Origin of the sequence: Mesorhizobium sp. 1B3 (genome assembly GCF_050958605.1) — a bacterium.
GTDB lineage: Bacteria > Pseudomonadota > Alphaproteobacteria > Rhizobiales > Rhizobiaceae.
Genome location: NZ_JBJHDO010000007.1, coordinates 213,137 through 233,912, shown reverse-complemented (window position 1 = coordinate 233,912; position 20,776 = coordinate 213,137). Strand labels below are relative to the sequence as shown.

At 64.9% G+C, this 20,776-nt stretch carries 16 protein-coding genes; 7 read left to right on the top strand and 9 right to left on the bottom strand.

The genetic code is table 11. From position 1 onward, the window contains the following. Positions 1 to 18 precede the first annotated feature (18 nt). From ACCO56_RS20185 to ACCO56_RS20155, 7 genes are all read right to left on the bottom strand, one after another. Complete coding sequence (locus ACCO56_RS20185) at positions 19 to 1,017, bottom strand: NADPH:quinone reductase (protein WP_433642637.1); 999 nt, start codon at positions 1,015 to 1,017, stop codon at positions 19 to 21. After that, positions 1,017 to 2,018: an ABC transporter ATP-binding protein gene (locus ACCO56_RS20180; RefSeq protein ID WP_433642636.1), complete on the bottom strand. Its 1,002-nt coding sequence runs from the start codon at positions 2,016 to 2,018 to the stop codon at positions 1,017 to 1,019. Before ACCO56_RS20180 ends, ACCO56_RS20185 begins: the two co-directional genes overlap by 1 nt. Next, positions 2,015 to 3,034: an ABC transporter ATP-binding protein gene (locus ACCO56_RS20175; RefSeq protein ID WP_433642635.1), complete on the bottom strand. Its 1,020-nt coding sequence runs from the start codon at positions 3,032 to 3,034 to the stop codon at positions 2,015 to 2,017. The genes ACCO56_RS20180 and ACCO56_RS20175 overlap by 4 nt, the downstream gene beginning before the upstream one ends. Next, positions 3,031 to 3,933, bottom strand: coding sequence for an ABC transporter permease (locus tag ACCO56_RS20170; protein ID WP_433642634.1), 903 nt, complete (start codon positions 3,931 to 3,933; stop codon positions 3,031 to 3,033). Before ACCO56_RS20170 ends, ACCO56_RS20175 begins: the two co-directional genes overlap by 4 nt. Further along, the gene (locus ACCO56_RS20165; RefSeq protein ID WP_433642633.1) at positions 3,926 to 4,882 is read right to left on the bottom strand and encodes an ABC transporter permease; all 957 of its coding nucleotides are present in this window, start codon (positions 4,880 to 4,882) and stop codon (positions 3,926 to 3,928) included. The genes ACCO56_RS20170 and ACCO56_RS20165 overlap by 8 nt, the downstream gene beginning before the upstream one ends. Before the next feature lie 114 nt (positions 4,883 to 4,996). Next, positions 4,997 to 6,646, bottom strand: a complete 1,650-nt coding sequence (locus ACCO56_RS20160) for an ABC transporter substrate-binding protein (protein ID WP_433642632.1) — start codon at positions 6,644 to 6,646, stop codon at positions 4,997 to 4,999. Positions 6,647 to 6,701: 55 nt separating this feature from the next. Then, positions 6,702 to 7,457 (bottom strand): aspartate/glutamate racemase family protein, encoded by a 756-nt coding sequence (locus ACCO56_RS20155; RefSeq protein WP_433642631.1) that lies wholly within the window; start codon positions 7,455 to 7,457, stop codon positions 6,702 to 6,704. Positions 7,458 to 7,576: 119 nt separating this feature from the next. On the opposite strand from ACCO56_RS20155, the gene ACCO56_RS20150 reads away from it, so the two are divergent. Then, positions 7,577 to 8,395 carry an IclR family transcriptional regulator gene (locus tag ACCO56_RS20150; protein ID WP_433642630.1) on the top strand — a complete coding sequence of 273 codons (819 nt, stop codon included), beginning with the start codon at positions 7,577 to 7,579 and terminating at the stop codon, positions 8,393 to 8,395. A 382-nt stretch (positions 8,396 to 8,777) separates the two neighbouring features. Further along, the gene (locus ACCO56_RS20145; RefSeq protein WP_433642629.1) at positions 8,778 to 10,505 is read left to right on the top strand and encodes a M28 family peptidase; all 1,728 of its coding nucleotides are present in this window, start codon (positions 8,778 to 8,780) and stop codon (positions 10,503 to 10,505) included. A 120-nt stretch (positions 10,506 to 10,625) separates the two neighbouring features. Here the strand turns inward: ACCO56_RS20145 and rpmE are convergent, their stop codons facing one another. Next, positions 10,626 to 10,847 (bottom strand): 50S ribosomal protein L31, encoded by a 222-nt coding sequence (rpmE, locus tag ACCO56_RS20140; RefSeq protein ID WP_433642628.1) that lies wholly within the window; start codon positions 10,845 to 10,847, stop codon positions 10,626 to 10,628. Between the two features lie 203 nt (positions 10,848 to 11,050). Between rpmE and ACCO56_RS20135 the strand changes: the two genes are divergently transcribed. Then, positions 11,051 to 12,856: an ABC transporter transmembrane domain-containing protein gene (locus tag ACCO56_RS20135; protein ID WP_433642627.1), complete on the top strand. Its 1,806-nt coding sequence runs from the start codon at positions 11,051 to 11,053 to the stop codon at positions 12,854 to 12,856. 422 nt (positions 12,857 to 13,278) lie between these two features. Here ACCO56_RS20135 and ACCO56_RS20130 read toward each other — a convergent pair whose 3' ends face one another. Further along, positions 13,279 to 14,934, bottom strand: a complete 1,656-nt coding sequence (locus ACCO56_RS20130) for an FAD-binding dehydrogenase (RefSeq protein ID WP_433642626.1) — start codon at positions 14,932 to 14,934, stop codon at positions 13,279 to 13,281. A gap of 384 nt (positions 14,935 to 15,318) precedes the next feature. Here ACCO56_RS20130 and ACCO56_RS20125 point away from each other — a divergent pair, with 384 nt between their 5' ends. From ACCO56_RS20125 to ACCO56_RS20110, 4 genes are all read left to right on the top strand, one after another. Beyond that, complete coding sequence (locus ACCO56_RS20125; RefSeq protein WP_433642625.1) at positions 15,319 to 15,480, top strand: hypothetical protein; 162 nt, start codon at positions 15,319 to 15,321, stop codon at positions 15,478 to 15,480. Positions 15,481 to 15,632: 152 nt separating this feature from the next. Beyond that, a complete protein-coding gene (locus ACCO56_RS20120) occupies positions 15,633 to 16,241 on the top strand; it encodes a TetR family transcriptional regulator (protein WP_433642624.1) in 609 nt (202 codons plus the stop codon). Between the two features lie 53 nt (positions 16,242 to 16,294). Next, positions 16,295 to 17,440, top strand: a complete 1,146-nt coding sequence (locus tag ACCO56_RS20115) for an efflux RND transporter periplasmic adaptor subunit (protein WP_433642623.1) — start codon at positions 16,295 to 16,297, stop codon at positions 17,438 to 17,440. A gap of 45 nt (positions 17,441 to 17,485) precedes the next feature. After that, entirely contained in the window at positions 17,486 to 20,626 is a 3,141-nt protein-coding gene (locus tag ACCO56_RS20110; protein WP_433642622.1) for an efflux RND transporter permease subunit, read from the top strand. Positions 20,627 to 20,776: the final 150 nt, after the last annotated feature.

Here is a 20,776-nt window from a genome sequence, read left to right as displayed (position 1 = left end):
CGCTTTCTTGTTGCCGGTTTAGGGGATGACGATGATGTTGCCGAGATTGCCGCCCCGCTCGACCGCGAGATGGGCGGCGGCGATCTCGGCGAGCGGAAAGGTTTGGGCGATGGCCGCCTTGAGGCGACCCTTGGCGGCCAGCTCCGCCAGCATCGCCTCGCCGCGAAGGCGGTCTTCCCCTGGAATGGCAAAGCCCTGCACGACGCGCAGATTGGCGCCCTTATTGGCGAAGGCGTAGTAGGGGAAGACCGGCTGTGGCTGGCTGGTCGACGAATAGGATGCGATGGTGCCGTTGACCTTGAGAACGGCGATATCCAGAGCATGGTTGGCGCCGAAATCGACCTCGATGACCCGGTCGACGCCCTGGCCGCCTGTAAGTTCCATGACACGCGCCGCGACATCCTCGCGCTTGCGGTCGACCGTGGCATCCGCGCCGGCGGAACGCACATGCGCGGCGGCGACCTCGTTCGATACGGTGCCGATAACGCGCGCCCCGCCGGCCGAAGCCAGTTGAACCGCGAAATGGCCCACTGCGCCGGCCGCTCCGTTGACGAGGACGGTCTGGCCGGAGACGGGACCGTCGGCGAAGACGGCGCGATAGGCCGTCATGGCGGGAACGCCCAGGCAGGCGCCCTCCTCGAAGGATAGCTCGTCGGCAAGGCGCACCGCCTGCTCGGATGGAAGGGCGACGAGCTCGGCGGCCGTGCCGAAGGCCCGGCCGGCGGTGCCGTATCCGCCTTGCGCGTTCCACAGCCACACGCGCTCGCCGACACGCGTTTTTTCCACGCCGTCGCCGACGGCCAGGATTTCGCCCGCCCCGTCGCAATGCGGGATGACGAGCTCGTGGCTCATGGCCGCCCCGAGCCAGCCGGCGCGACGCTTCACGTCGGCCGGATTGATGCCCGAGGCGCGGACATGGACGAGCACCTCTCCGGCGCCGGGCCTGGGATCGGCGCGCTCGCCCAGCTCGAGGACCTCCGGCGCGACTCCGGTGCGTGTGTAGAAGGCGCAGTGCATCAGTTGTCCTCGTCGAAAAGGTGGCAGGCGACCTTGCGCGTCCCAACGGCGCGTAATCGTGGCACTTTTCGTGCGCAGCGGTCGAAGGCACGGGGGCAGCGGTCACGGAACACGCAACCGGAGGGCGGGTTGCGCGGGTCGGGCGCCCCCTTGCCGATGGGCAGGGGAGCGTGGCTCTGGTCGGGGTGCGGCACCGGCACCGCCGCGACGAGCGCCCTGGTGTAGGGATGCAGCGGCTCGTGGACGATGTCCTCTGTGGGACCGTCCTCCATGATGCGGCCGAGATACATCACGATGGTGCGCTCGCAGACGTAGCGAACCAGCGCGAGATCGTGGCTGATATAGATCGCGGTCAGCCCCAGCCTGTCGCGGACGTCGCGAAACACGTTGAGGACGCCGGCGCGCACGGAGACGTCGAGCATCGAGACAGGCTCGTCCGCAACCACGAAATCGGGCTCGAGGATCAGCGCCCGCGCCATCACGACGCGTTGCAGCTGGCCTCCGGAAAGCTGGTGCGGGTAACGGTCGAGATAGGGCCTGGGGTCCGGCAGCCGCACCAGTTCGAGCGCGGAGATGATGCGGCCCTCGCGCTCCGAAGCCGGCACGCCCGCATTCTCCAGGGGCTCCGAGAGCGTGCGGCGGATGGTGAAGCGAGGGTTCACCGCGTCGAAGGGGTTCTGGAAGATGAGCTGGGCACGTTTCCGGTAGCTCTTGAGGGCCGTCCCCTTGAGTGACGACAGTGCCTCGTCGTCGAAGACGATCGAGCCGCCCGTGGCTTCCTCGAGCTTCAGCAGGAGCCTGCCCATCGACGTCTTGCCGCAGCCGGATTCGCCGAGCAGGCCGACGCTTTCGCCGCGCCGGATCTGGAAGGAGATGCCGTCCACGGCCTTTACCACCGGCGCATGGCCGCGCAGCGCCGACAGGGCGCCGCCCACGCGATAGTGGAGCTCGGCTCCTTCGACGCGGATCAGCGGCGCGAGTGCTTGCGAAATCGTGCTCATGCGGCTGTGATCCATGTCTCGGTACGCGCGGCAAGCTCCCGCAGTCGCGTGGCCTCGCCGGCGCGATGGCAGGCGACCTCGTGGCCGCTGGCAATCTCGCGCAGAGGCGGCTGGGTCGTGCGGCAGACGTCGATCGAGAACGGGCATCGCTCCGCAAAACGGCATCCCGGAGGCGGAAAGGCGAGATTGGGCGGCGCCCCCTCGATCGGGGTGAGCGTGCCCGACGCCGCGCCCTGAAGGTCGGGAAAGGCATTGCGAAGACCCATCGTATAGGGGTGCACCGGTCGCATGAGCGTGCTCTCCATCGAGCCCGACTCCGCGACCTTGCCCGCATACATCACCACCGTGCGGTCGCAGACATAGGCGACGACCGAGATATCGTGCGTCACCAGGATCACCGAGATGCCGAGCGCCTTCTGCAGCTCGCGCAGCTGGTCGAGGATCTGGCGCTGCACGATCACGTCGAGCGCGGTGACCGGTTCGTCGGCGATCACCAGCTTCGGGTTGAGAGCGAGGGCGAGGGCGATCGCCACGCGCTGGCGCATGCCGCCGGAAAACTGGTGGGGATAGTCTGACAGGCGGCCCTTCTCGATGCCGACCATCTCGAACAGTTCCTCGCAGCGCCGGCGTGCCTGGGTTTTGTCGAGTCCGCCGCGACGCCGCAGGACCTCGTTGAGCTGGTATTCCACCGTATAGACCGGATCGAGCGAGTTCATCGCGCTCTGTGGCACGAAAGCGATCTCGCGCCAGCGCAGCGCGTTCATCTGTCTCTCGGACAGGGAGACGAGGTCCTTTCCCTCGAACAGCATCTGCCCCCCGCTGATCGAGGCATTGTCGGCGATGACGCGCGTCAGCGCCCGCGCGACCGTGGTCTTGCCGCAGCCGGACTCGCCGACCAGTCCCATGATCGTGCCGCGCGGCACGTCGAAGCTTGCCCCGTCGACAGCGTCGATCCGGGCCGAGCCGACCTCGTAGCTGACCTTCAGGTCGCGGACGGAGAGGAGAGGTTCTGTCATCGGCCAAGCTTCGGAAAGAGGATGTTCTCGTAGCCGCGCGTAATGAAGAAGCCCGCGGCGACGACGAGGATGATGCAGATGCCGGGCGGCACGAACCAGTAATAGGCCTGCTTGGCCAGCGCCTGGCTGGCGAAAGCGTCCTGCAGCATGTAGCCCCAGCTTATCGACCGCGGATCGCCGAAGCCCAGGAAGGAGATCGAGGCCTCGGTCAGGATCGCCCAGCCGATCGCTATGGAGCCGTAGAGGAAGGAAAGCGGCAGGATATTGGGTGCGATGTGCCGCAGGATGATCTTGAAATCGGAGGAGCCGGCGACGCGGGCCGCATCCACATAGCCGCGCGAGCGGAGCGTCAGGACCTGGCTGCGGATGACCCGCGCGGTATCGCGCCACAGAACCAGCGCCATGGCGATGACCACGTTCCATATGGACGGCCTGAGGAAGGCGGCGAGCACGATGACGAAGGGTAGGAAGGGTATGCCGAAGGCGATGTCGGCAAGCCGCATCAGCACGGTGTCGACCCAGCCGCGGAAATAGCCGGAGACCAGGCCGACGATCGATCCGATCAGAGCCACCATGAAGGCTGCAGTGATGCCGATCAGCAGGGCCGAGCGCGTGCCGTAGACGATCTGGGAGAAGACGTCGCGGCCGAGGCTCGTCGTCCCGAGGATGAAGCCTTGCTGGCCCGGCCGCAGGTCGGCCGCAAGGTCGTAGCTTTCGGTATAGAGGATCTCGGTCGGGTCGTAGGGCGCGATCCTGTCGGCGAAGATCGCCGTCAGCACAAAGACGGCATAGATCAGCAGGCCGACGACCGCGAACGGATCGTTGAGCGGTAGGCGGAGGCCGCGGAAGAAGCGGGCGATCACATTGCTTTTGCGAGGCGTGGCGGCTACGTCAAGCATGGCTGATCCTCGGATCGAGCAGCGCGTAGAGCAGGTCCGCGATCAGGTTCATCAGGATGACCACGACGGCGATCATCAGGAACGCGCCCTGGGCGAGGGGATAGTCCGAAGCGGAGACCGCACCGACGAGCTCCCGTCCGAGCCCCGGCCAGGAGAACACGGATTCGACCACGACATTCCCCTGCAACTGGTAGCCGACGGCGATGGCGAAGGAGGTCATGACGGGCAGGAGCGCGTTCCGCGCGGCATGACGGACAACGACCGTCCAGTTCGACAGGCCCTTGATCCTCGCCATCGTCACGAAGTCTTCCTTCATGACGTCCAGCATGTTGGAGCGCATCAACAGGAGCGGCAGGCCCTGGCTGTAGATCGCCAGAGTAAGGGCGGGCAGGGCGAGATAGCTCAGGAATTCGGAGGAGGTGTAGAGCGCCCAGAGGCTGTCGTAGCTGGCGCCTGCGGAGCGGGTGCCACCGGCCGGAAACCAGCCGAGATGAAAGGAAAAGACCGCCAGCAGCACCATGCCGAGCCAGAATTCGGGCATGGCGCGCGTGGTCAGCACCAGCGGGATCGCCGCTGTCTCCACCCAGCTGCCGCGCTTCCAGGCGAGATACGCGCCGGCGAGGATTCCGAACGCATAGGCGATGATGAGCGAGCTGAATGTGAGGACGAGCGTGTTGGGCAACAGCGTGAGCACGCGCTCCGCGACCGGTTCGCGATAGCGGAAGCTCTGGCCGAGCTCGCCCTGCAGCAGATTGCCGAGATAGATGAAGTACTGCTCCCAGAGCGGCCGATCCAGACCGAACTGCGCCATCAGCGCTTCCTGCTGCTCCACCGTGAAGGTGGGATCGATATAGGCGGCGAGCGGATTGCCGGGCATCAAGCGGAACATCAAGAACAGGATGGTCACGATCGCCCAGAGGACGAAGGCGAGCTGAAGTGTCCGGCTCATCGCCGCCTTCAGGTGGTGCATCGGTCGAAGGTCCTCGTCTCAGCGAAATCAGGAGCAGCCTTCCGGAACGACCCGGAAGGCAAGAGCCATGGCCGGGCGGACCGGCCTCGCGGCCTACTGCGCGATCGTCTCTTTCTGGTCGCCGGGATAGTGCAGGACGTCACCCTCCAGCGTGTATCCCGCATCTTCCAGGATCTTCGCCGCGACTTCGCCGCCGGTCTGGAAATTGTCCATGACGGATTTGTCGTACCAGAACTCCAGCGCCGGCGAGACGACCGAGTTCGATGGCTCGGCGAAGCCGCGGAAGGCGGCCTTCACGATCAACTGGCGGTCGACGGCGGCGGAAAGCGCGCGACGGAAGGCCGGGTCGTCGAAGGGCGGGCGCCTTTCGTTGAAGCCGATATAGCGGAAGCCCATCTCGACCGTCGAGACGACTTCGAGATCCCCGTCCTCTTCGGCGGCCTTGATGAGCACCTGCGGATCGCCGGAGAACTCGGCCATGAAGTTGATTTCGCCCGAACGCAGCATGCCGAGGGCCGCTTCCACGTTGGGAACGATGCGCAGGATCCAGCGGTCGGCCTTGGGAGCGTTGAAGTGGTCCCGGTTCGCCGCCAGCACGACCTCTTCATTGGTGAGCCAGCGTTCGAACTTGAACGGGCCCGAGCCGATCGGCGTCTTCTCCTGGTAGCTTTCGGCGTTCTCGTCCTTGGTCTTCAGATCGGCCAGGATGGGTTCCCACACATGCTTGGGGATGAGATTGATCTTGGCCAGGCTGGAGGTGACGAAGGAGGCCGACGGCTTCTTCAGGGTGAAGGTGATGTCGTTGCCGGCGATGTCGATCTTGTCGATGTTGCTGGCAAAGGGCGCGTACATCGGGGCTTCGCCGCTGACGGCAGCCTCGAAGGAGAACTTCACGTCCTCCGGCGTGACGGGCTTGCCGTCGTGCCACTTCATGCCTTCGCGCAGCTTGACGGTGATAGTCTTGTCGCCCTTCCACTCGTAGGATTCCGCCGCCCAGGTCTTGGGCAAGCCGTCGGGACCGACGCGCAGGAGCCGGTCATAGACCAGTTCGAAGATCCAGCTGTCGACGCCGCCCGAAATGTACAGCGGGTTGATCGCCTGGACGTTATCGCCCGAGTTGAGGATGATGTCCTTCTTTTCGCCGAGCGGCGTCAGCGCCATGAAGGTCCAGGTGTTGCGGATGCCGATGCCGCTCTGGTTGACCAGGGAGGCCGGGTCCCAGACCGTCTTGTCGATGGCGAAGGTCTGCTTGGGATGGACCAGCATCATGTTGGGCTGGTCCTTAGCGAGGATCTGCTGTGCCTTGTGGACCAGTTCTTTGCGCTTCTCCGGGTCGATCTCGACGCGCTGCGCCTCGACTACGGCGTCATATTCCGGGTTCTTGTAGCCGATGAAGTTGTAGCCCTTGTCGGCGGTTGAGGAGTGGAAGAGGTTGTAGACGATCTCGTCCGGGTCGGAACGTTCGGGGCGGCCCACCATCTGCCATGCCGTCGCGTCCCACTTGTCGCGCTGATACCAGACCACGTCGGACATCTGGTCCCAGGGCATGACCTTCACCTCGACGTCGAGCCCGAGCTTGCGCCACTGCTGCGCAATGAGCTGGACCGACTGGAACTCCTGGGGCTGGGAAGCCTGGGGGCGGCTCAGGATCTCGATCTTGCGGATGGGGTCGCCCGCGAGAGCCTGCGATGCGGATAGCACCAGGATCGCGGTCGCGGTGATCGCCTTGAATCTGGGTCTCATGCTCGGTTCTCCTCTGGATGGCTTATTGTTGTGGTTATGGGTTCGCCGCGCCGCGTCAGGCGACGCGCATCGCTTCGAACGACGTTCCGGCCACCATCTTGGCCGGAGTCGGATAGGCCTTCTTGGAGTGCGCCAGCCCCATGGACACGAGCGCCTCGGCGCTCTTCAGCGCAGCCTTCGCGGCGTTAACGGCCGGGGCGCCAACCGCGGCCGATATCTCCTCGGCCATGTTCAGGAACGACATGGTCATGCAACCGAACAGGAAGGCGTCGGCGCGGTCTTCCTCGACGCATGCCCGGGCAACCTGGACGAGCCTGACCTTGGTCTTCTCCGGATCCTTCATCAGCTCCAGCACCGGAATGCCCGTCGCGCGCACCGACGCCAGCTTGGCCAGCACGCCAGCCTTGTAGGCAAGCAGTTCCTGCCCCGCGACCATGCTGTCGAAGATGGTGAGCACCGAGAATTTGTGGCCGAGGCCGGAAGCCAGAAGAAGCGAGCTCTCGCAGGGGCCGACCACCGGTATGTTCACCAGTTCGCGCGCCGCTTCCAGTCCCGGATCGCCGAAGCACCCGATGATGGCGGCGTCGAAGCCTTCGCGCTCGCATTTCATGAGAAGTTCGATGGTCGCGGGCACGCAGAGCGCTTCCTCATAAGCCGACTCGATCGAAGCCGGACCTTCCGGTACGTCGATCACGCTCACCTCGGTTCCGGCAAACGCCCAGGAATTCAGCAGGTCCTCCCGCCGACGCATCTCCTTGAGGCCCATCGGGCCTTTGGACATAGGTCCGGGAACGGCATATGCAATCCGCATTGACAACCCCTCAATGTTTTACTAGCTGAAACTTCGTTTCTGTTTAGACGAGTAAATCACAAAATCCAAAGATTGCAACAGCCGATCCGCTGTCGATAATCGGGCAAAGGGGTTCATCCATGGAAGGCACCGAAAAGGGCCGTGACTATACGATCGCCGCGGTCGACCGGGCGCTGCTCGTGCTCGAGGCGCTGGGGGACAAGCCCGGGCAGGGCTTGACCGCGCTGTCCAAGTCTCTTGGCCTGACGAAGTCGATCGTGTTCCGCCTGTTGCAGACGCTCGAGGACCGTGGCTTCGTGTTCCGCGACCCGGAGCTCGGCGTCTATTCGCTCGGCTACAGGATCGGCGTGCTTGGCGAGCGCGTCGGTCGGGACGGCAGCCTGCTCTTCGCCGCCCGGCCGGTCATGGATGCGCTGCGCGACAGCACCTCGGAGACCGTGAATCTGGTCATCCGCGAAGGCTTGCGTTCTCTGGTCCTCGCAACCCGGGCGGGCCACCATTCGATACGCCTCTATGCGCAAGCCGGCCGCAACGGGCCGCTGCATGCTGGCGGCGGATCTCTCTGCATCCTGGCCTTTTCGGATCAGAGCGTGGTCGACGCGGTCCTGGCCGGCCCGCTGGAAGCGTTCACATCCTATACCGTCACCGACCGCGAGAAGCTGAACCAGATCCTGACCCGCATCCGGACGAACGGCTACAACATCGCCCTCAACGATCTCGACGAAGGCGCCTTCTCGGTCGCCGCCCCCATTCGCGGCGCCAACGGAGAGGTGATCGCGGCGATTTCGGTGGCCGGGGCCATGGTGCGTTTCGATGAGGAGCGCAGGGAGAATTATATCTCGGCGGCACTGGGAGCTGCTGCGGAGATTTCTTCCAAGCTCTCCATCCACGGCGCGGAACCGAGCGCGCCGCCGCGAGCGGCCAAGTCGGTGGGCTGATTGTAAGTCAAAAAGGGCCCCTCACTGTCCTGCCGGACATCTCTCCCCGTAAAGAAACGGGGAGAGAGACGCCGGCCGCTCGGGTTTCGCCAACCGGAAACGCCGGCGATTGGCGAAAATGGAGACGACAGCGTCCTTCTCCCCGTCTTTCCACGGGGAGAAGTGGCCGGCAGGCCGATGAGGGGCTTGCGCGATTGGTCAAGTCTTTTCCCGCCGATGTCGTTCGTGACTTTGCTTCGCCCACGCCGCCCGCCGTCGCGGGCGTCTTCGCGTTTCGCTGCGAGCGGTCCGCTACCACGCCCTTGCCGGAGCGGAAGTCGTCTGCTAGCGTTTGCTTGTTATAAAACATCGTTTCACTGAATAAAACACTCGGGAGCCGTTCATGGACCAGGTTGAAACCGCCATCCTCTCCGGGGTCTCGCTCGATGAACCCTGGGGTCTCGTCGAGAGTTTCGCGACCTTCAAGCGAGAGCATCCCACCGACGTCAATCGCGGCATGGACGAGGTCGTCGCCCGCTTGCGCAAGCACGGGGTGGAGGTCACCGTGCACGAGCCGAGCCTTTACCTCAGCCTGCCGGGCGCGGCTCGGGTCGAGGCGGAAGGCAGGACCTTCCGCGCCAAGCCGCCGGCCTACAGCACCGATGCTCGCAATGGCGTTTCCGGCGAGATCGTCTATGTCGGCGCGCGCCACAATGCGATGATCACCGACATGTTCGAGCAGAAGGTGGACACGACGCAAGAACTGGCCGATCGCGTCCGCGGCAAGATCGTCATCTCCGAGGGCTTCGCCAGCCCCGGCCTCGTGTCGCAATTCGAGGAAATCGGCGCGATCGGCGTCATCGGGATCAATCCGGGCGTCGACATCCACTGGGGCATCTGCACGACCATCTGGGGTACGCCCGATCTCGACGATCTGCCGCGCAAGCCCAAGATCCCGGCGGCGGCGGTCAACAAGGCCGACGGCGAAGCCCTCGCCGACATCGCCGACAAGGGCGGCCGGGTGACCCTGTTCACCGAGATGGAAGAAGGCTGGTTCACGTCCAAGCTGCCGGAAGTCTTCATCAAGGGCACCGAAGAGCCCGAGAAATACGTGTTCCTGCATGGTCATCTCGACAGCTGGGATGTCGGCGTGGGCGACAACGCCACAGGCGACGCGACCATGTTGGAGATCGCGCGGATTCTCTGGGCGAACCGGGACAAGCTCAAGCGCTCGGTGCGCATCTGCTGGTGGCCCGGCCATTCGACCGGGCGCTATGCCGGCTCGACATGGTTCTCCGACAACTTCGCTCTCGACCTCGAGCAGAATGCGGTCGCGCAGGTCAATTGCGACAGCCCCGGCTGCCGCTGGGCGACCGAGTTCATCAATCTGTGCCGCATGAGCGAGACCGAGGATTTCCTCGCAGGTGTCGTCGAGGAAGTGGCGGGCAAGCCGATGGAGGGTGAGCGCCCCCACCGCGCCGGCGACTATTCCTTCAACAACATCGGCATCTCAAGCTACCTGATGCTGTCTTCGACGATGCCCGACATCCTGCGCGAGGAGAAGGGCTACTACACGGTGGGCGGCTGCGGGGCCAACATCGCCTGGCACACCGAGAACGACACGCTCGAAATCGCCGACAAGGATATCCTGCTCCGCGACATCAAGGTCTATCTGCTGGCGGTGGTGCGCAATGCCAACGCGAAGATCCTTCCGTTCGATTGGCGCGCCACGATGCGTGAGTTCAACGAGACCATCGAGGACTATCAGAAAAAGGCGGGAGCGCGCTTCGATCTCGGCGCATCGAAGAAGGCCGTTGGCGAACTGACGACCACGCTGGATGGCTTCTACGCAGCGGTCGCGGCCGGCAGCGTCCAGCCGAAGGTCGCGAACGCGGTCATCCAGGACCTTGCCCGCATCCTCGTCCCGATCAACTTCACGCGGGTGAACCGCTTCCGCCACGATCCCGCGCTGACGATCCCGGCTCTCCCCTCGATCGCCGTCGCGGCCGAGTTGGACAAGCACGACGAGACGCTAGGCTTTGCAAAGACGCAGCTCGTGCGCGGCCAGAACCGGCTGATCTCGGCGCTGCGCCAGGCCAAGCGCCATGTGGAACTGTTGACCGCCCGCTGACGGTAGAACCGGTGCGGGTCCGGGCGGATGTGCACCGGCCCGCGCCGCGAAGCACACTACACAAGCAAAAGGCCCCGCCGGTGGCGGGGCCTTTTGTATTCGCTGCGACGAAGCGTGGGCTTAGATGCCGAGGCCTTCGTAGCGCTTCTTGAACTTCGACAGACGACCGCCGCGGTCGAGCAGGGTCTGCTGGCCGCCGGTCCAGGCCGGATGGGTGGTCGGATCGATGTCGAGATTCATCGTGTCGCCTTCCTTGCCCCAGGTCGAGCGAGTCATGTACTCGGTGCCATCGGTCATGACGACCTTGATCATGTGGTAGTCGGGATGGATATCGGTCTTCATCGGTCTGTTCCTGCCTGGAGCGGCGCCAAGCCTGCGGCGATGCGCCCACTTTGAAATGGCGAAGCCGCAGCTATTGATGCCACGGCTTCCAAAACGGTCGGCGTGCCTATACATCAGCCGACATTGAAGCACAAGGCCGCGCCGTCCGCATTTTCGGGGCAGCGCTCAAAGACTAAGGCCGCAGTCCGGCCGGGGAAATGCATATGGCCGAGGCTTTCATCGAAGCGGACAGCGACAAGAGGCGCTCGATCGGCCCCTTGCGGCGACTCGCCCCCTATGTCGGGCGCTACCGCGGCCTCGTGCTGGCCTCGCTCTTCTTCCTTCTGCTCGCCGCCGCCACGACGCTGACCTTGCCGCTGGCGGTAAGGCGCATGATCGACCACGGCTTTTCCTCGCCCGACTCGACCTTCATCGCCAATTATTTCTCGATGCTGGTGGTGATCGCGGCGGTGCTCGCGCTGGCCTCGGCGTGCCGCTATTATTATGTCATCACGCTCGGCGAACGCATCGTCGCGGATCTGCGCCGCGACGTCTTCTCCCATGTGACGACCTTGTCGCCTGCCTTCTTCGACAACGCGCAGTCCGGCGAGATCGTGTCGCGACTCGCCGCCGACACAACGCAGGTCAAGGCCGCGGTCGGCTCTACCGCCTCCCAGGCCCTGCGCAACCTCATCATGGGGCTCGGCGCCATTGCCATGATGGTGGTGACCAGCCCGAAACTCTCCGGCCTCGTCATCGCCGCGATCCCGGCGGTCGTGCTGCCCCTGGTCGCCTTCGGCCGCTCGGTGCGCAAGAAGTCGCGGACCGCGCAGGACGAGCTTGCCGCCGCCAACGCCTATGCCAGCGAGCAGATCGGCGCGGTGCGAACGCTGCAGGCCTTCACCAATGAGAAGCTGGTGACGAGCCGTTTTTCGGCGGCCGCCGAAAGCGCCTTCCGGGCGGCTCGCGCTTCGACCTTCGCCCGCGCCTTCCTGACCTTCTTCGCCATTCTTATCGTCTTCTCCTCTGTGGTGGCGGTGTTGTGGTTCGGCTCGCGCGACGTGCTGGCCGGCACGCTCTCGGCCGGCACGCTCGGCCAGTTCCTGCTTTATTCAGTGCTTGCCGCCGGTGCGCTCGGCGCGCTCTCGGAAGTATGGGGCGAACTCGCGCAGGCCGCCGGCGCCGCCGAGCGGCTGACCGATCTCCTGGCGGAGCGGCCGACGATCGCCGCACCCCCCACGCCCAAGCCGCTGCCCGCCAAGACACGCGGCCTCGTCGAGTTCCGGGATGTGCATTTTGCCTATCCCGTCCGTGCCGACAGGCCGGCTCTCCATGGCCTGAACTTTACCGTCAAGCCGGGCGAGACCGTCGCGATCGTCGGCCCGTCCGGTGCGGGCAAGAGCACGGTCTTCTCCCTTCTCCTGCGTTTCTACGACGCCGACCGCGGCTCGGTGCTAGTCGACGGCGTCGATCTGCGCCAAGCCGATCCGGCCGACCTACGCTCGCGCATCGCCATCGTGCCGCAGGACGTGACGATCTTCGCCACCAGCGTTTCCGACAATATCGCCTTCGGCCGGCCGGGAGCCGGCCCGGAGGAGATCGCAGCGGCCGCTCGGGCAGCGCATGCCGAGGAGTTCATCGAGAAGCTGCCGGAGGGATTCTCGACCGAAGTCGGCGAGCGGGGTGTCACCCTGTCGGGCGGACAGCGCCAGCGCATCGCGATTGCCCGCGCCATCCTGCGCGACGCGCCGATCCTGCTTCTCGACGAGGCGACCTCGGCCCTCGACGCCGAAAGCGAGACGTTGGTTCAGACGGCGCTCGAGGATCTGATGCAGGGTCGAACCACGCTCGTCATCGCGCACCGGCTGGCGACCGTGCTCAAGGCCGACCGCATCCTGGTGATGGAAGACGGTCGTATCGTGGAAGAAGGCACGCACCAGTCTCTTGTCGCGAGAGACGGCGTTTATGCGCGGCTTGCCAGGCTGCAGTTCGATACCGGGGCGACGGCGTTCAAGGGAGCGGCGGAGTAGGGGTATCGGATCGGCCGAGCCCGGTCGCGCCCCTCGTTCTGCCCCGTTGGTGGCCGGCCGAGAGGTCACGGAATGGATCCTCGGGTCACGCCGCCATCGCTTCGCTCGGCGCCGGCCCGAGGATGACGAAGCTTCCAGGTCGATGCCAATCGCCAACGTTGGCGATTGGGGGCAGGCTTTCAATGCAGTCGTCATCCTCGGACGGGAGCCCGCGCCAGCGGGCGAGCTGATCCGAGGATCCATTCCGTGACATGTGAGCGATCCCACCCAACGGGGCAGAACGAAGTGACCGGGCTGGTACCAGAAGCCATCCCTCCCGAGCTTCCACGCATTGCGCGACCTAACGAATCCTCCCACGATGTTACCCATCTACCGGCTGGACACAGGACAGAGGGGGGTGGGAAGGCAACAAACCGGAACAACTACCTACCCGCCGCACTTCGCCCGGCGATGCGGCCGGAGAAGATGCAGCCGCCGAGGAAGGTGCCTTCCAGGGCGTTGTAGCCGTGATAGCCTCCTCCGCCGAAACCGGCTGCTTCGCCTGCCGCATAGAGGCCACGGATCGGTTTGCCCGTGGCATCGAGCACCCGCGCGTCGAGATCGGTGTGGAGCCCGCCCAGCGTCTTGCGGGTGAGGATGTGGAGCCTGACGGCGATCAGCGGACCGTTCGCGGGGTCGAGGATGCGGTGCGGTTTGGCGGTTCGAATCAGCCTGTCGCCGAGATAGTTGCGGGCGCCGTTGATAGCGGTGATCTGGGCGTCCTTGGAAAAAGGATTGTCGATCTCGCGGTCGCGGGCGGCGATCTGCTCGAACAGCCGGTCGTGGTCGATCAGCGCCTCATCGGCGAGCGCGTTCATGCCCGCCACGAGGTCGCGCAGATTATTGCGAACGACGAAATCCTCGCCCTTCTCCTTGAAAGCTTCGACGGGCGGCGGGGCGCCGGCGCCGCGCCGGCTTTTGAGCACCGCGCGCCATTGCTTCGAGGTGAAATCCGGGTTCTGCTCGGAGCCGGAAAGGGCGAATTCCTTCTTGATGATCTTCTGGGTGAGAACGAACCAGGAATAGTCGTAGCCGGTCGACAGGATGTGCTTCAGCGTCGACAGCGTGTCGAAGCCCGGAAGGCAGGGCGCGGGCAGGCGATGTCCGCGCGCGTCGAACCAGAGCGAGGAGGGGCCGGGCAGGATGCGGATGCCGTGGTTCGGCCAGATCGGGGCCCAGTTGCGCACGCCTTCGGTGTAATGCCACATGCGGTCGCCGTTGATCACCGTGCCGCCGGCTTCTTGCGCGATATTGATCATGCGCCCGTCGACATGGTGGGGCACGCCTGCGACCATCGTCTTCGGCGGATGCCCCAGGCGCCCGACCGGCCAGTTGCGGCGCACCAGGGCGAGATCGCCGCCGATGCCGCCGGAAGCGACGATCACCGCGCCGGCCGCGAGCTCGAAGTCGCCGACCACCACGCGGCCGGACTGCTGGCCGCGCTCCACGGTCGATGGTTCCAGGATCTCGCCGGCAACGCCGGTCACGGTCTCGCCGGTCTTGACGAGCCGGCTCACGCGATGGCGAAACTTTAGCGTGATCAGCCCTTTCGCGGCCTGCTCGCCGACGCGGCGCAGGAACGGCTCCAGCACGCCCGGCCCGGTGCCCCAGGTGATATGGAAACGCGGCACGGAATTGCCGTGGCCGTGCGCCTGTCCGCCGCCGCGCTCGGCCCATCCGACGACGGGAAACCAGCGCATGCCCATCTGGTGGAGCCAGGGACGCATCTCGCCGGCGGCGAAATCGACGAAGCTTTCGGCGAATTTGCGCGGCCAGTGGTCTTCCGCACGGTCGAATTGCGCCGAACCCAGCCAGTCCTGCAGCGCCAGTTCGCGGCTGTCCCTGATGCGCAGGCGCCGCTGCTCCGGGCTGTCGACGAAGAACAGCCCGCCGAGCGACCAGAAGGCCTGTCCACCGAGCGAGTTCTCGCCTTCCTGTTCAAGGATGATGACGCGCCGACCCCTGTCGGCCAGTTCCGCTGCTGCAACGAGCCCCGCAAGCCCGCCTCCCACGACGATCGCATCCGCGCTTTGAGCCATTCCCATCCTCCCCTCATTGTTCTTCCCGGGGCGCAGGATCGACCGGGCCGTGTGACTGGATCAAGCGGAATTTTGGCGCGGGAGGGGAGGCCGGAAAAGCGCAGCGCCACGGAACACCGTCGTTGCCTCGATACCGATGAACCAAAATCCACCTGACAAGTCGCTGCATGTCACAAACGCCTCTTCTCGATCGTCACGACTGCATGGGCAGAAGCCCGATCATCAGCGGCTGCGGGCCGCGCGGCTTTGAGGAGACGATCATGAGCAAGACAGCACTCTACATCAGGCACAGGGCGCAGCCCGGCAAACGCGAGGAGGTAAGGCGCATATGGAAATGGCGCACAGATCGCCTATGTCTACGGCTTCGACGACAATGATCCCGACGTGATCGTAGCCTACCAGCTCTACACCGATGAGACCGGGTCGGACGATTTCGTCAAACAGCCCTGGTATGCGGATTACGAGCGGGAAACCGCGGCGCTTCTGGTCGAGCCATCCGAGTTCCGCGCGATCACGCCGCAATGGATCAAAGGCGCCACCGCCTGAAACGACACAGGCCCGGCGGATTGCGACCGCCGTCCGCTGGCCCTTCCGTGATGTTCGCCTATCAATCACCTCCCGGCGGGTATTGACCTCGCCTCGGTTACGGTTTACGAGTGACGAAAATAGAAAATCGTCAGTCGTAATATATGGCCCCGATGAGCGACACAGTCGAACACAGCCTTGACATCGCGCGGCAGGAGAATGTCGGACGCATTCTAGAGGCCGCCGAGCGGCTTTTCCGGCACTATGGCTACAGCAAGACCACCGTGGCCGACATCGCGCGCGACCTCGGCATGTCGTCCGCCAATATCTACCGCTTCTTCTCCTCCAAGGAGGAAATCCACCAGTCGATCTGCGGCCGCATATTGGGCGCCGGCTACGAACTCGTCGTGGCCATTTCCAAGGAACCGGCGACCGCTTCCGACCGCTTGCGCCGCTCAATAATGGCGCTGCACCGCATGACGCTCGAGCAGATGCTCGACGAGCAGAAAGTGCATGAGATGGTGGTCGTGGCGCTCGAGCGCGACTGGCATGTGATCGACAAGCATATCGACCGCATCAACGAGGTCTTCGCGGAAATCATCCGCGACGGAACAGAGGCCGGCGAGTTCGCCGAGCAGGATGCCGTTGTCGCCGCCAGATGCTTCGGCGCCAGCACCGTCATCCTTTGCCACCCGCAATTGGTGGCTCAGTGCCTCGCGAAGCAAAATCGCGCGACACCCGACGAACTGATCGATTTCGCGATCAGGGCGCTGAAGAAGTAACGGCGGCCGCTGGGTCGTCTTTCGATAGCCGAAGCTTTTCAGGAGTGCGAACGATGAATTCGTTCAAGACCTTCGAGGGGACATTGCGTCCTTTCGCAACCCTCGCTGTGATCGCAGCGCTCGGCTTCGCAGTTTCCGCCTGCTCCGAGGCAAAGACGGAGACCGTCAGCGAGGTCGTCCGCCCCGTCAAGGTGGTGGAGATCGCGAATGGCGGCGAAAGCCGGAAGCTCGACTATTCCGGTTCGGTGAAGGCCCGCACGGAAATGAATCTCGGTTTCCGCGTCGCGGGCAAGATCACCGAGCGGCTGGTCGATATCGGCGACAGGGTGGAGCCGGGCGAGGTATTGGCGCGTATCGATGCCACGGACTACGAACTGGCTGTCAGGACCGCGGAGGCCAATCTGGTCGCGGCCGAGAAGCAGGTCGAGACGGCAGGACTGGTGAAGCAGCGCGTCGAGCAGCTCTTCGCGAAGAAGGTGGCCTCGCAAGCCAATGTCGACGAGGCGGTGCTCAGCCACCAGCAGGCCGTCGCCAGCCGCGACGCAGCCCGTTCGTCCCTGCAGCAGGCGATGAACCAGGTCGCTTATGGCGAGCTGAAAGCGGACCGGGACGGCATCGTGACGGCGCTCGGCGCCGATCGCGGCCAGGTCGTGGCGATCGGCACGCCGGTGGTGACGGTCGCCGTCGACGACGAGAAAGAAATACAGATCGCCGTGCCCGAGGGCGATGTTGCGCATTTCCGACCGGGGAAGCCTGTGACCGTCGGCTTTTGGACGAACGACCGGCTGCGGCTCGACGGCAAGGTGCGCGAGGTCGCGGGCAGCGCCGATCCGAGATCGCGCACCTTCTCCGTCCGCATCAGCCTGCCCGACGATCCGCGCGTGCTCCTCGGCATGACGGCAACGGTGAGGGCGGCGATCGACACGGAAGAGCAAATGGTCTCCGTGCCGCTGGAGGCACTCGCAGAGAAGGACGGCAAGAAGATCGTCTGGATCGTCGACCGCCCCACCGCCACCGTTCATTCTCGCGAAGTAGCGGTTGCCGATTTCACCGCCAACGGCGTCCGCGTGACGGAAGGATTGCGGCCGGGCGACATCGTGGTCGCGGCCGGCACGCAGTTCATGGCCGAGGAGTTGAAGGTCAAGTTGCCGGAAGACAGCGCGGCCGTCCCGCTCGAGACGGCCGAGACGACCCGCTGAGCCTGACCCGGCTACCGGGCAACCCAAACGAGATCGAGACGTCCCATGACGACTTCCTCCCAGGAGAAGAGACCGTTCAACCTGTCGCGCTGGGCGATCGGCCATCCCAGCATCGCGCGCTTCCTTTTCGGGCTCATCCTGGTCGCCGGCGCGCTCGGCCTGGTCAATATGGGCCAGCGCGAGGATCCCGAATTCACCTTCCGGGTGATGGTGATCCAGGCGGTCTGGCCGGGCGCCTCGCTCGAGGACATGCAGGACCAGGTCGTCAACAAGATCGAGCGCAAGCTGCAGGAGACGCCGCATCTCGACTTCGTTCGCTCCTATGCGCGCGCCGGCAGCGCCATCATCACCCTGCAGGTGAAGGGCGACACCACGCCTGACGAGGTGGCCGACGCCTTCTATCAGGTGCGCAAGAAGGTGGGAGATATCGAAAGCGAACTGCCCGACGGGCTGATGGGGCCGTATTTCAACGACGAATTCGGCGACACCTTCATCACCATGCATGCGCTCAGCGGCGACGGCTACACCTATCCGGAGCTGAAAGCCTTCGCCATCCAGGCGCGCGATATGCTGCTGACCACGCCGGGCGTCGAGAAAGCCGTCGTGCTCGGCGACCAGCCGCAGGTGATCTATATCGATGTCTCCTCGAAGACGCTCGCCGAGCGCGGGTTGACGCTCGCCGATCTGCAGAACGCCATCAAGGGGCAGAACAATGTCGATCCGGCAGGGTCCGTCGACACCGGCACGCGCTCGGTGCGCATCTCGGTTGAGGGCGACGTCCGGAGCGCGGCGGATATCAGCGAGCTGGGCCTTCGCGCGGGAAACCAGGTGACCCGCCTCGGTGACATCGCGACGGTGACGGAAGGCCTGCAGGACCCTTACCAGCGCAAGTACCGCTTCAACGGGCATGAAAGCGTCCAGATCGGCGTCGTCATGGCCAAGGGCTTCAACGTGACCGATGTCGGCAAGGACGTCGAGGCGGTCTATCAACGCTTCGAGGATTCCCTGCCTTACGGAGTCTCGGTCGACCAGATCTCCAATCAACCCGACGTCGTGACCGAAGCGATCGGCGAGTTCATGAAGGTGCTGGCCGAGGCGCTGGTCATCGTCCTCGTCGTCTCCTTCCTGTCGATCGGCTGGCGCTCGGGCATCATTATCGCGATCACCATTCCGCTGGTGCTGGCTGCGACCTTCGCCATCATGTACCAACTCGGCATCGACCTGCAGCGTATCTCGCTCGGCGCGCTGATCATCGCGCTGGGCCTGCTCGTGGACGATGCGATGATCGTGGTCGAGATGATGGAGCGCAAGCTGGAAGAAGGTCTGGTGCGGCTCGAGGCCGCCAGCTTCGCCTATTCCTCGACGGCCTTTCCGATGCTGACCGGCACGCTCATCACCACGGCCGGCTTCATCCCGGTCGGCTTCGCGGAGTCGGCCGCCGGCGAATATGTCCGCTCATTGTTCTACGTCGTCGGCATCGCGCTGGTCGTGTCCTGGTTCGTGGCCGTCTATTTCACGCCCTGGCTCGGCCACATGATCCTGAAGCAGCGCCACCATGCCGGCGAGCATCACGACGTCTTCGACACGCCCTTCTACCGTCGGCTCGGCGCGACGGTGCGCTGGGCGGTGAGGCGTCGCGTGCTGGTCCTTCTCGCGACGCTGGCGGTTTTCGCTGCGAGCCTCTGGAGCTTCCAGTTCATTCCGCAGAACTTCTTCCCGCAATCGGAGCGCCCGGAGATCCTCGTCGATCTCTGGCTGCCGGAAGGCACCAGCATCAAGGAGGTCGAGGCGCAGGCGCAGGCACTCGAGGCGCGGATGATGGACGACCCGGACAAGAAGTTCATCGCCACCTATATCGGGGAAGGCATTCCCCGTTTCTTCCTGCCGCTTGACCAGCAACTGCGCAATCCCAACTTCGCGCAGCTCCTGATCATGGCCAATGACGAGCCGGCCCGCGAAAGGCTGATCGGCAAACTGCGGACGATCCTCGCAGAGGACTTCCCTTCGATCCGCGCCAAGGTCGACCGGCTGTTCCTTGGGCCTCCGACCGGCTGGCCGGTTCAGCTTCGCGTGATGGGTCCCGACCGCCAGGAAGTGCGCCGCATCGCCGACGCGGTGAAGGAGAGATTCCACCAGAATCCGCTTCTCGGCGCCGTCCATGACGACTGGCTGGAGCCGGTTCCGGCGATGAAGCTGGTGATCGATCAGGATCGTGCCCGCGCCCTCGGCGTCACCTCGCAGCGGGTTCGCCAGATGCTGCAGGCCGCCATGTCCGGGATGCCGCTCGACGATTTCCGCGACGGCGAGGAGACGGTCTCGATTGTCGCCCGCGAACCGGGGGCGAGCCGCTCCCTGCTTTCGGCCGTCGATTCGGTCTATGTTCCGACCGATTTCGGCGACTTCGTGCCGGTCTCGCAGATCGCTCGCGTCGTCCCCGCGATGGAGCCGGGCATCGAATGGCGGCGCGACCGCCTACCGACTATCACTGTGCGCGCGACGCTGCCCGACGGTATCCAGGCGAACGACGTGACGATGAAGCTCTACGACCAGATGGCCGATCTGCGCGCGGGCCTCCCTGCCGGCTACAGGATCGAGATCCAGGGCGGGGCCGAGGATGCGGCCGAAAGCCAGCTCTCCATCGCCGCCAAGGTGCCGGTGATGCTGCTCGCGATCGTCTTGCTTCTGATGGTGCAGCTCCAGCATTTCGGAAAGTCGATGCTGGTGCTGGCGACGGGTCCGCTCGGGATCATCGGCGCCGCCGCGGCGCTGCTGATCAGTGGCGCGCCCTTCGGCTTCGTGGCCATACTGGGCGTCATCGCGCTGCTCGGCATCATCATCCGCAACTCGATCATCCTTGTCGACCAGATCGATCAGGACATCGCCGCCGGCATCGAGCGCCACGAGGCGATCGTGGGCGCCACGGTCAGGCGCTTCCGGCCGATCATGCTGACCGCGCTGACGGCGGTCCTGGCGCTGATCCCGATCTCGCGCGGCGTTTTCTGGGGCCCGCTCGCCTATGCGATGATGGGCGGCATCCTCGTGGCCACGGTGCTGACGATCCTGGTCCTGCCCGCCGGCTACGCGCTGTTCTTCGGCAGGGAGAAGAAGAAGGCGGCGCCCGAGGAAGCGTCCGCAATCGGCGACGAGCCGGTCGAGCTCGATCGTCCGGCGCTGGCGGCGGAATAGGCCTTGAGGCCCGCTTCGCGGGCGCCTCGGGATAGGGCCGTATGACCACCAAATACGATTTTTGACCTGTCGCGAGTCGCCCCTCACTGTCCTGCCGGACATCTCTCCCCGCACGCGGGGAGAGAGACGCCGGCCGTCTGGGTTTCGTCA

What these genes read in the sequence shown, in the direction of transcription:
- ACCO56_RS20155 (WP_433642631.1), bottom strand. Translation starts at nt 7,457, where the DNA reads ATGCGGATTGCATATGCCGTTCCCGGACCTATGTCCAAAGGCCCGATG.
- ACCO56_RS20145 (WP_433642629.1), top strand. Translation starts at nt 8,778, where the DNA reads ATGGACCAGGTTGAAACCGCCATCCTCTCCGGGGTCTCGCTCGATGAA.
- ACCO56_RS20160 (WP_433642632.1), bottom strand. Translation starts at nt 6,646, where the DNA reads ATGAGACCCAGATTCAAGGCGATCACCGCGACCGCGATCCTGGTGCTA.
- ACCO56_RS20115 (WP_433642623.1), top strand. Translation starts at nt 16,295, where the DNA reads ATGAATTCGTTCAAGACCTTCGAGGGGACATTGCGTCCTTTCGCAACC.
- ACCO56_RS20110 (WP_433642622.1), top strand. Translation starts at nt 17,486, where the DNA reads ATGACGACTTCCTCCCAGGAGAAGAGACCGTTCAACCTGTCGCGCTGG.
- rpmE (WP_433642628.1), bottom strand. Translation starts at nt 10,847, where the DNA reads ATGAAGACCGATATCCATCCCGACTACCACATGATCAAGGTCGTCATG.
- ACCO56_RS20130 (WP_433642626.1), bottom strand. Translation starts at nt 14,934, where the DNA reads ATGGCTCAAAGCGCGGATGCGATCGTCGTGGGAGGCGGGCTTGCGGGG.
- ACCO56_RS20175 (WP_433642635.1), bottom strand. Translation starts at nt 3,034, where the DNA reads ATGACAGAACCTCTCCTCTCCGTCCGCGACCTGAAGGTCAGCTACGAG.
- ACCO56_RS20165 (WP_433642633.1), bottom strand. Translation starts at nt 4,882, where the DNA reads ATGAGCCGGACACTTCAGCTCGCCTTCGTCCTCTGGGCGATCGTGACC.
- ACCO56_RS20150 (WP_433642630.1), top strand. Translation starts at nt 7,577, where the DNA reads ATGGAAGGCACCGAAAAGGGCCGTGACTATACGATCGCCGCGGTCGAC.
- ACCO56_RS20120 (WP_433642624.1), top strand. Translation starts at nt 15,633, where the DNA reads ATGAGCGACACAGTCGAACACAGCCTTGACATCGCGCGGCAGGAGAAT.
- ACCO56_RS20135 (WP_433642627.1), top strand. Translation starts at nt 11,051, where the DNA reads ATGGCCGAGGCTTTCATCGAAGCGGACAGCGACAAGAGGCGCTCGATC.
- ACCO56_RS20185 (WP_433642637.1), bottom strand. Translation starts at nt 1,017, where the DNA reads ATGCACTGCGCCTTCTACACACGCACCGGAGTCGCGCCGGAGGTCCTC.
- ACCO56_RS20180 (WP_433642636.1), bottom strand. Translation starts at nt 2,018, where the DNA reads ATGAGCACGATTTCGCAAGCACTCGCGCCGCTGATCCGCGTCGAAGGA.
- ACCO56_RS20170 (WP_433642634.1), bottom strand. Translation starts at nt 3,933, where the DNA reads ATGCTTGACGTAGCCGCCACGCCTCGCAAAAGCAATGTGATCGCCCGC.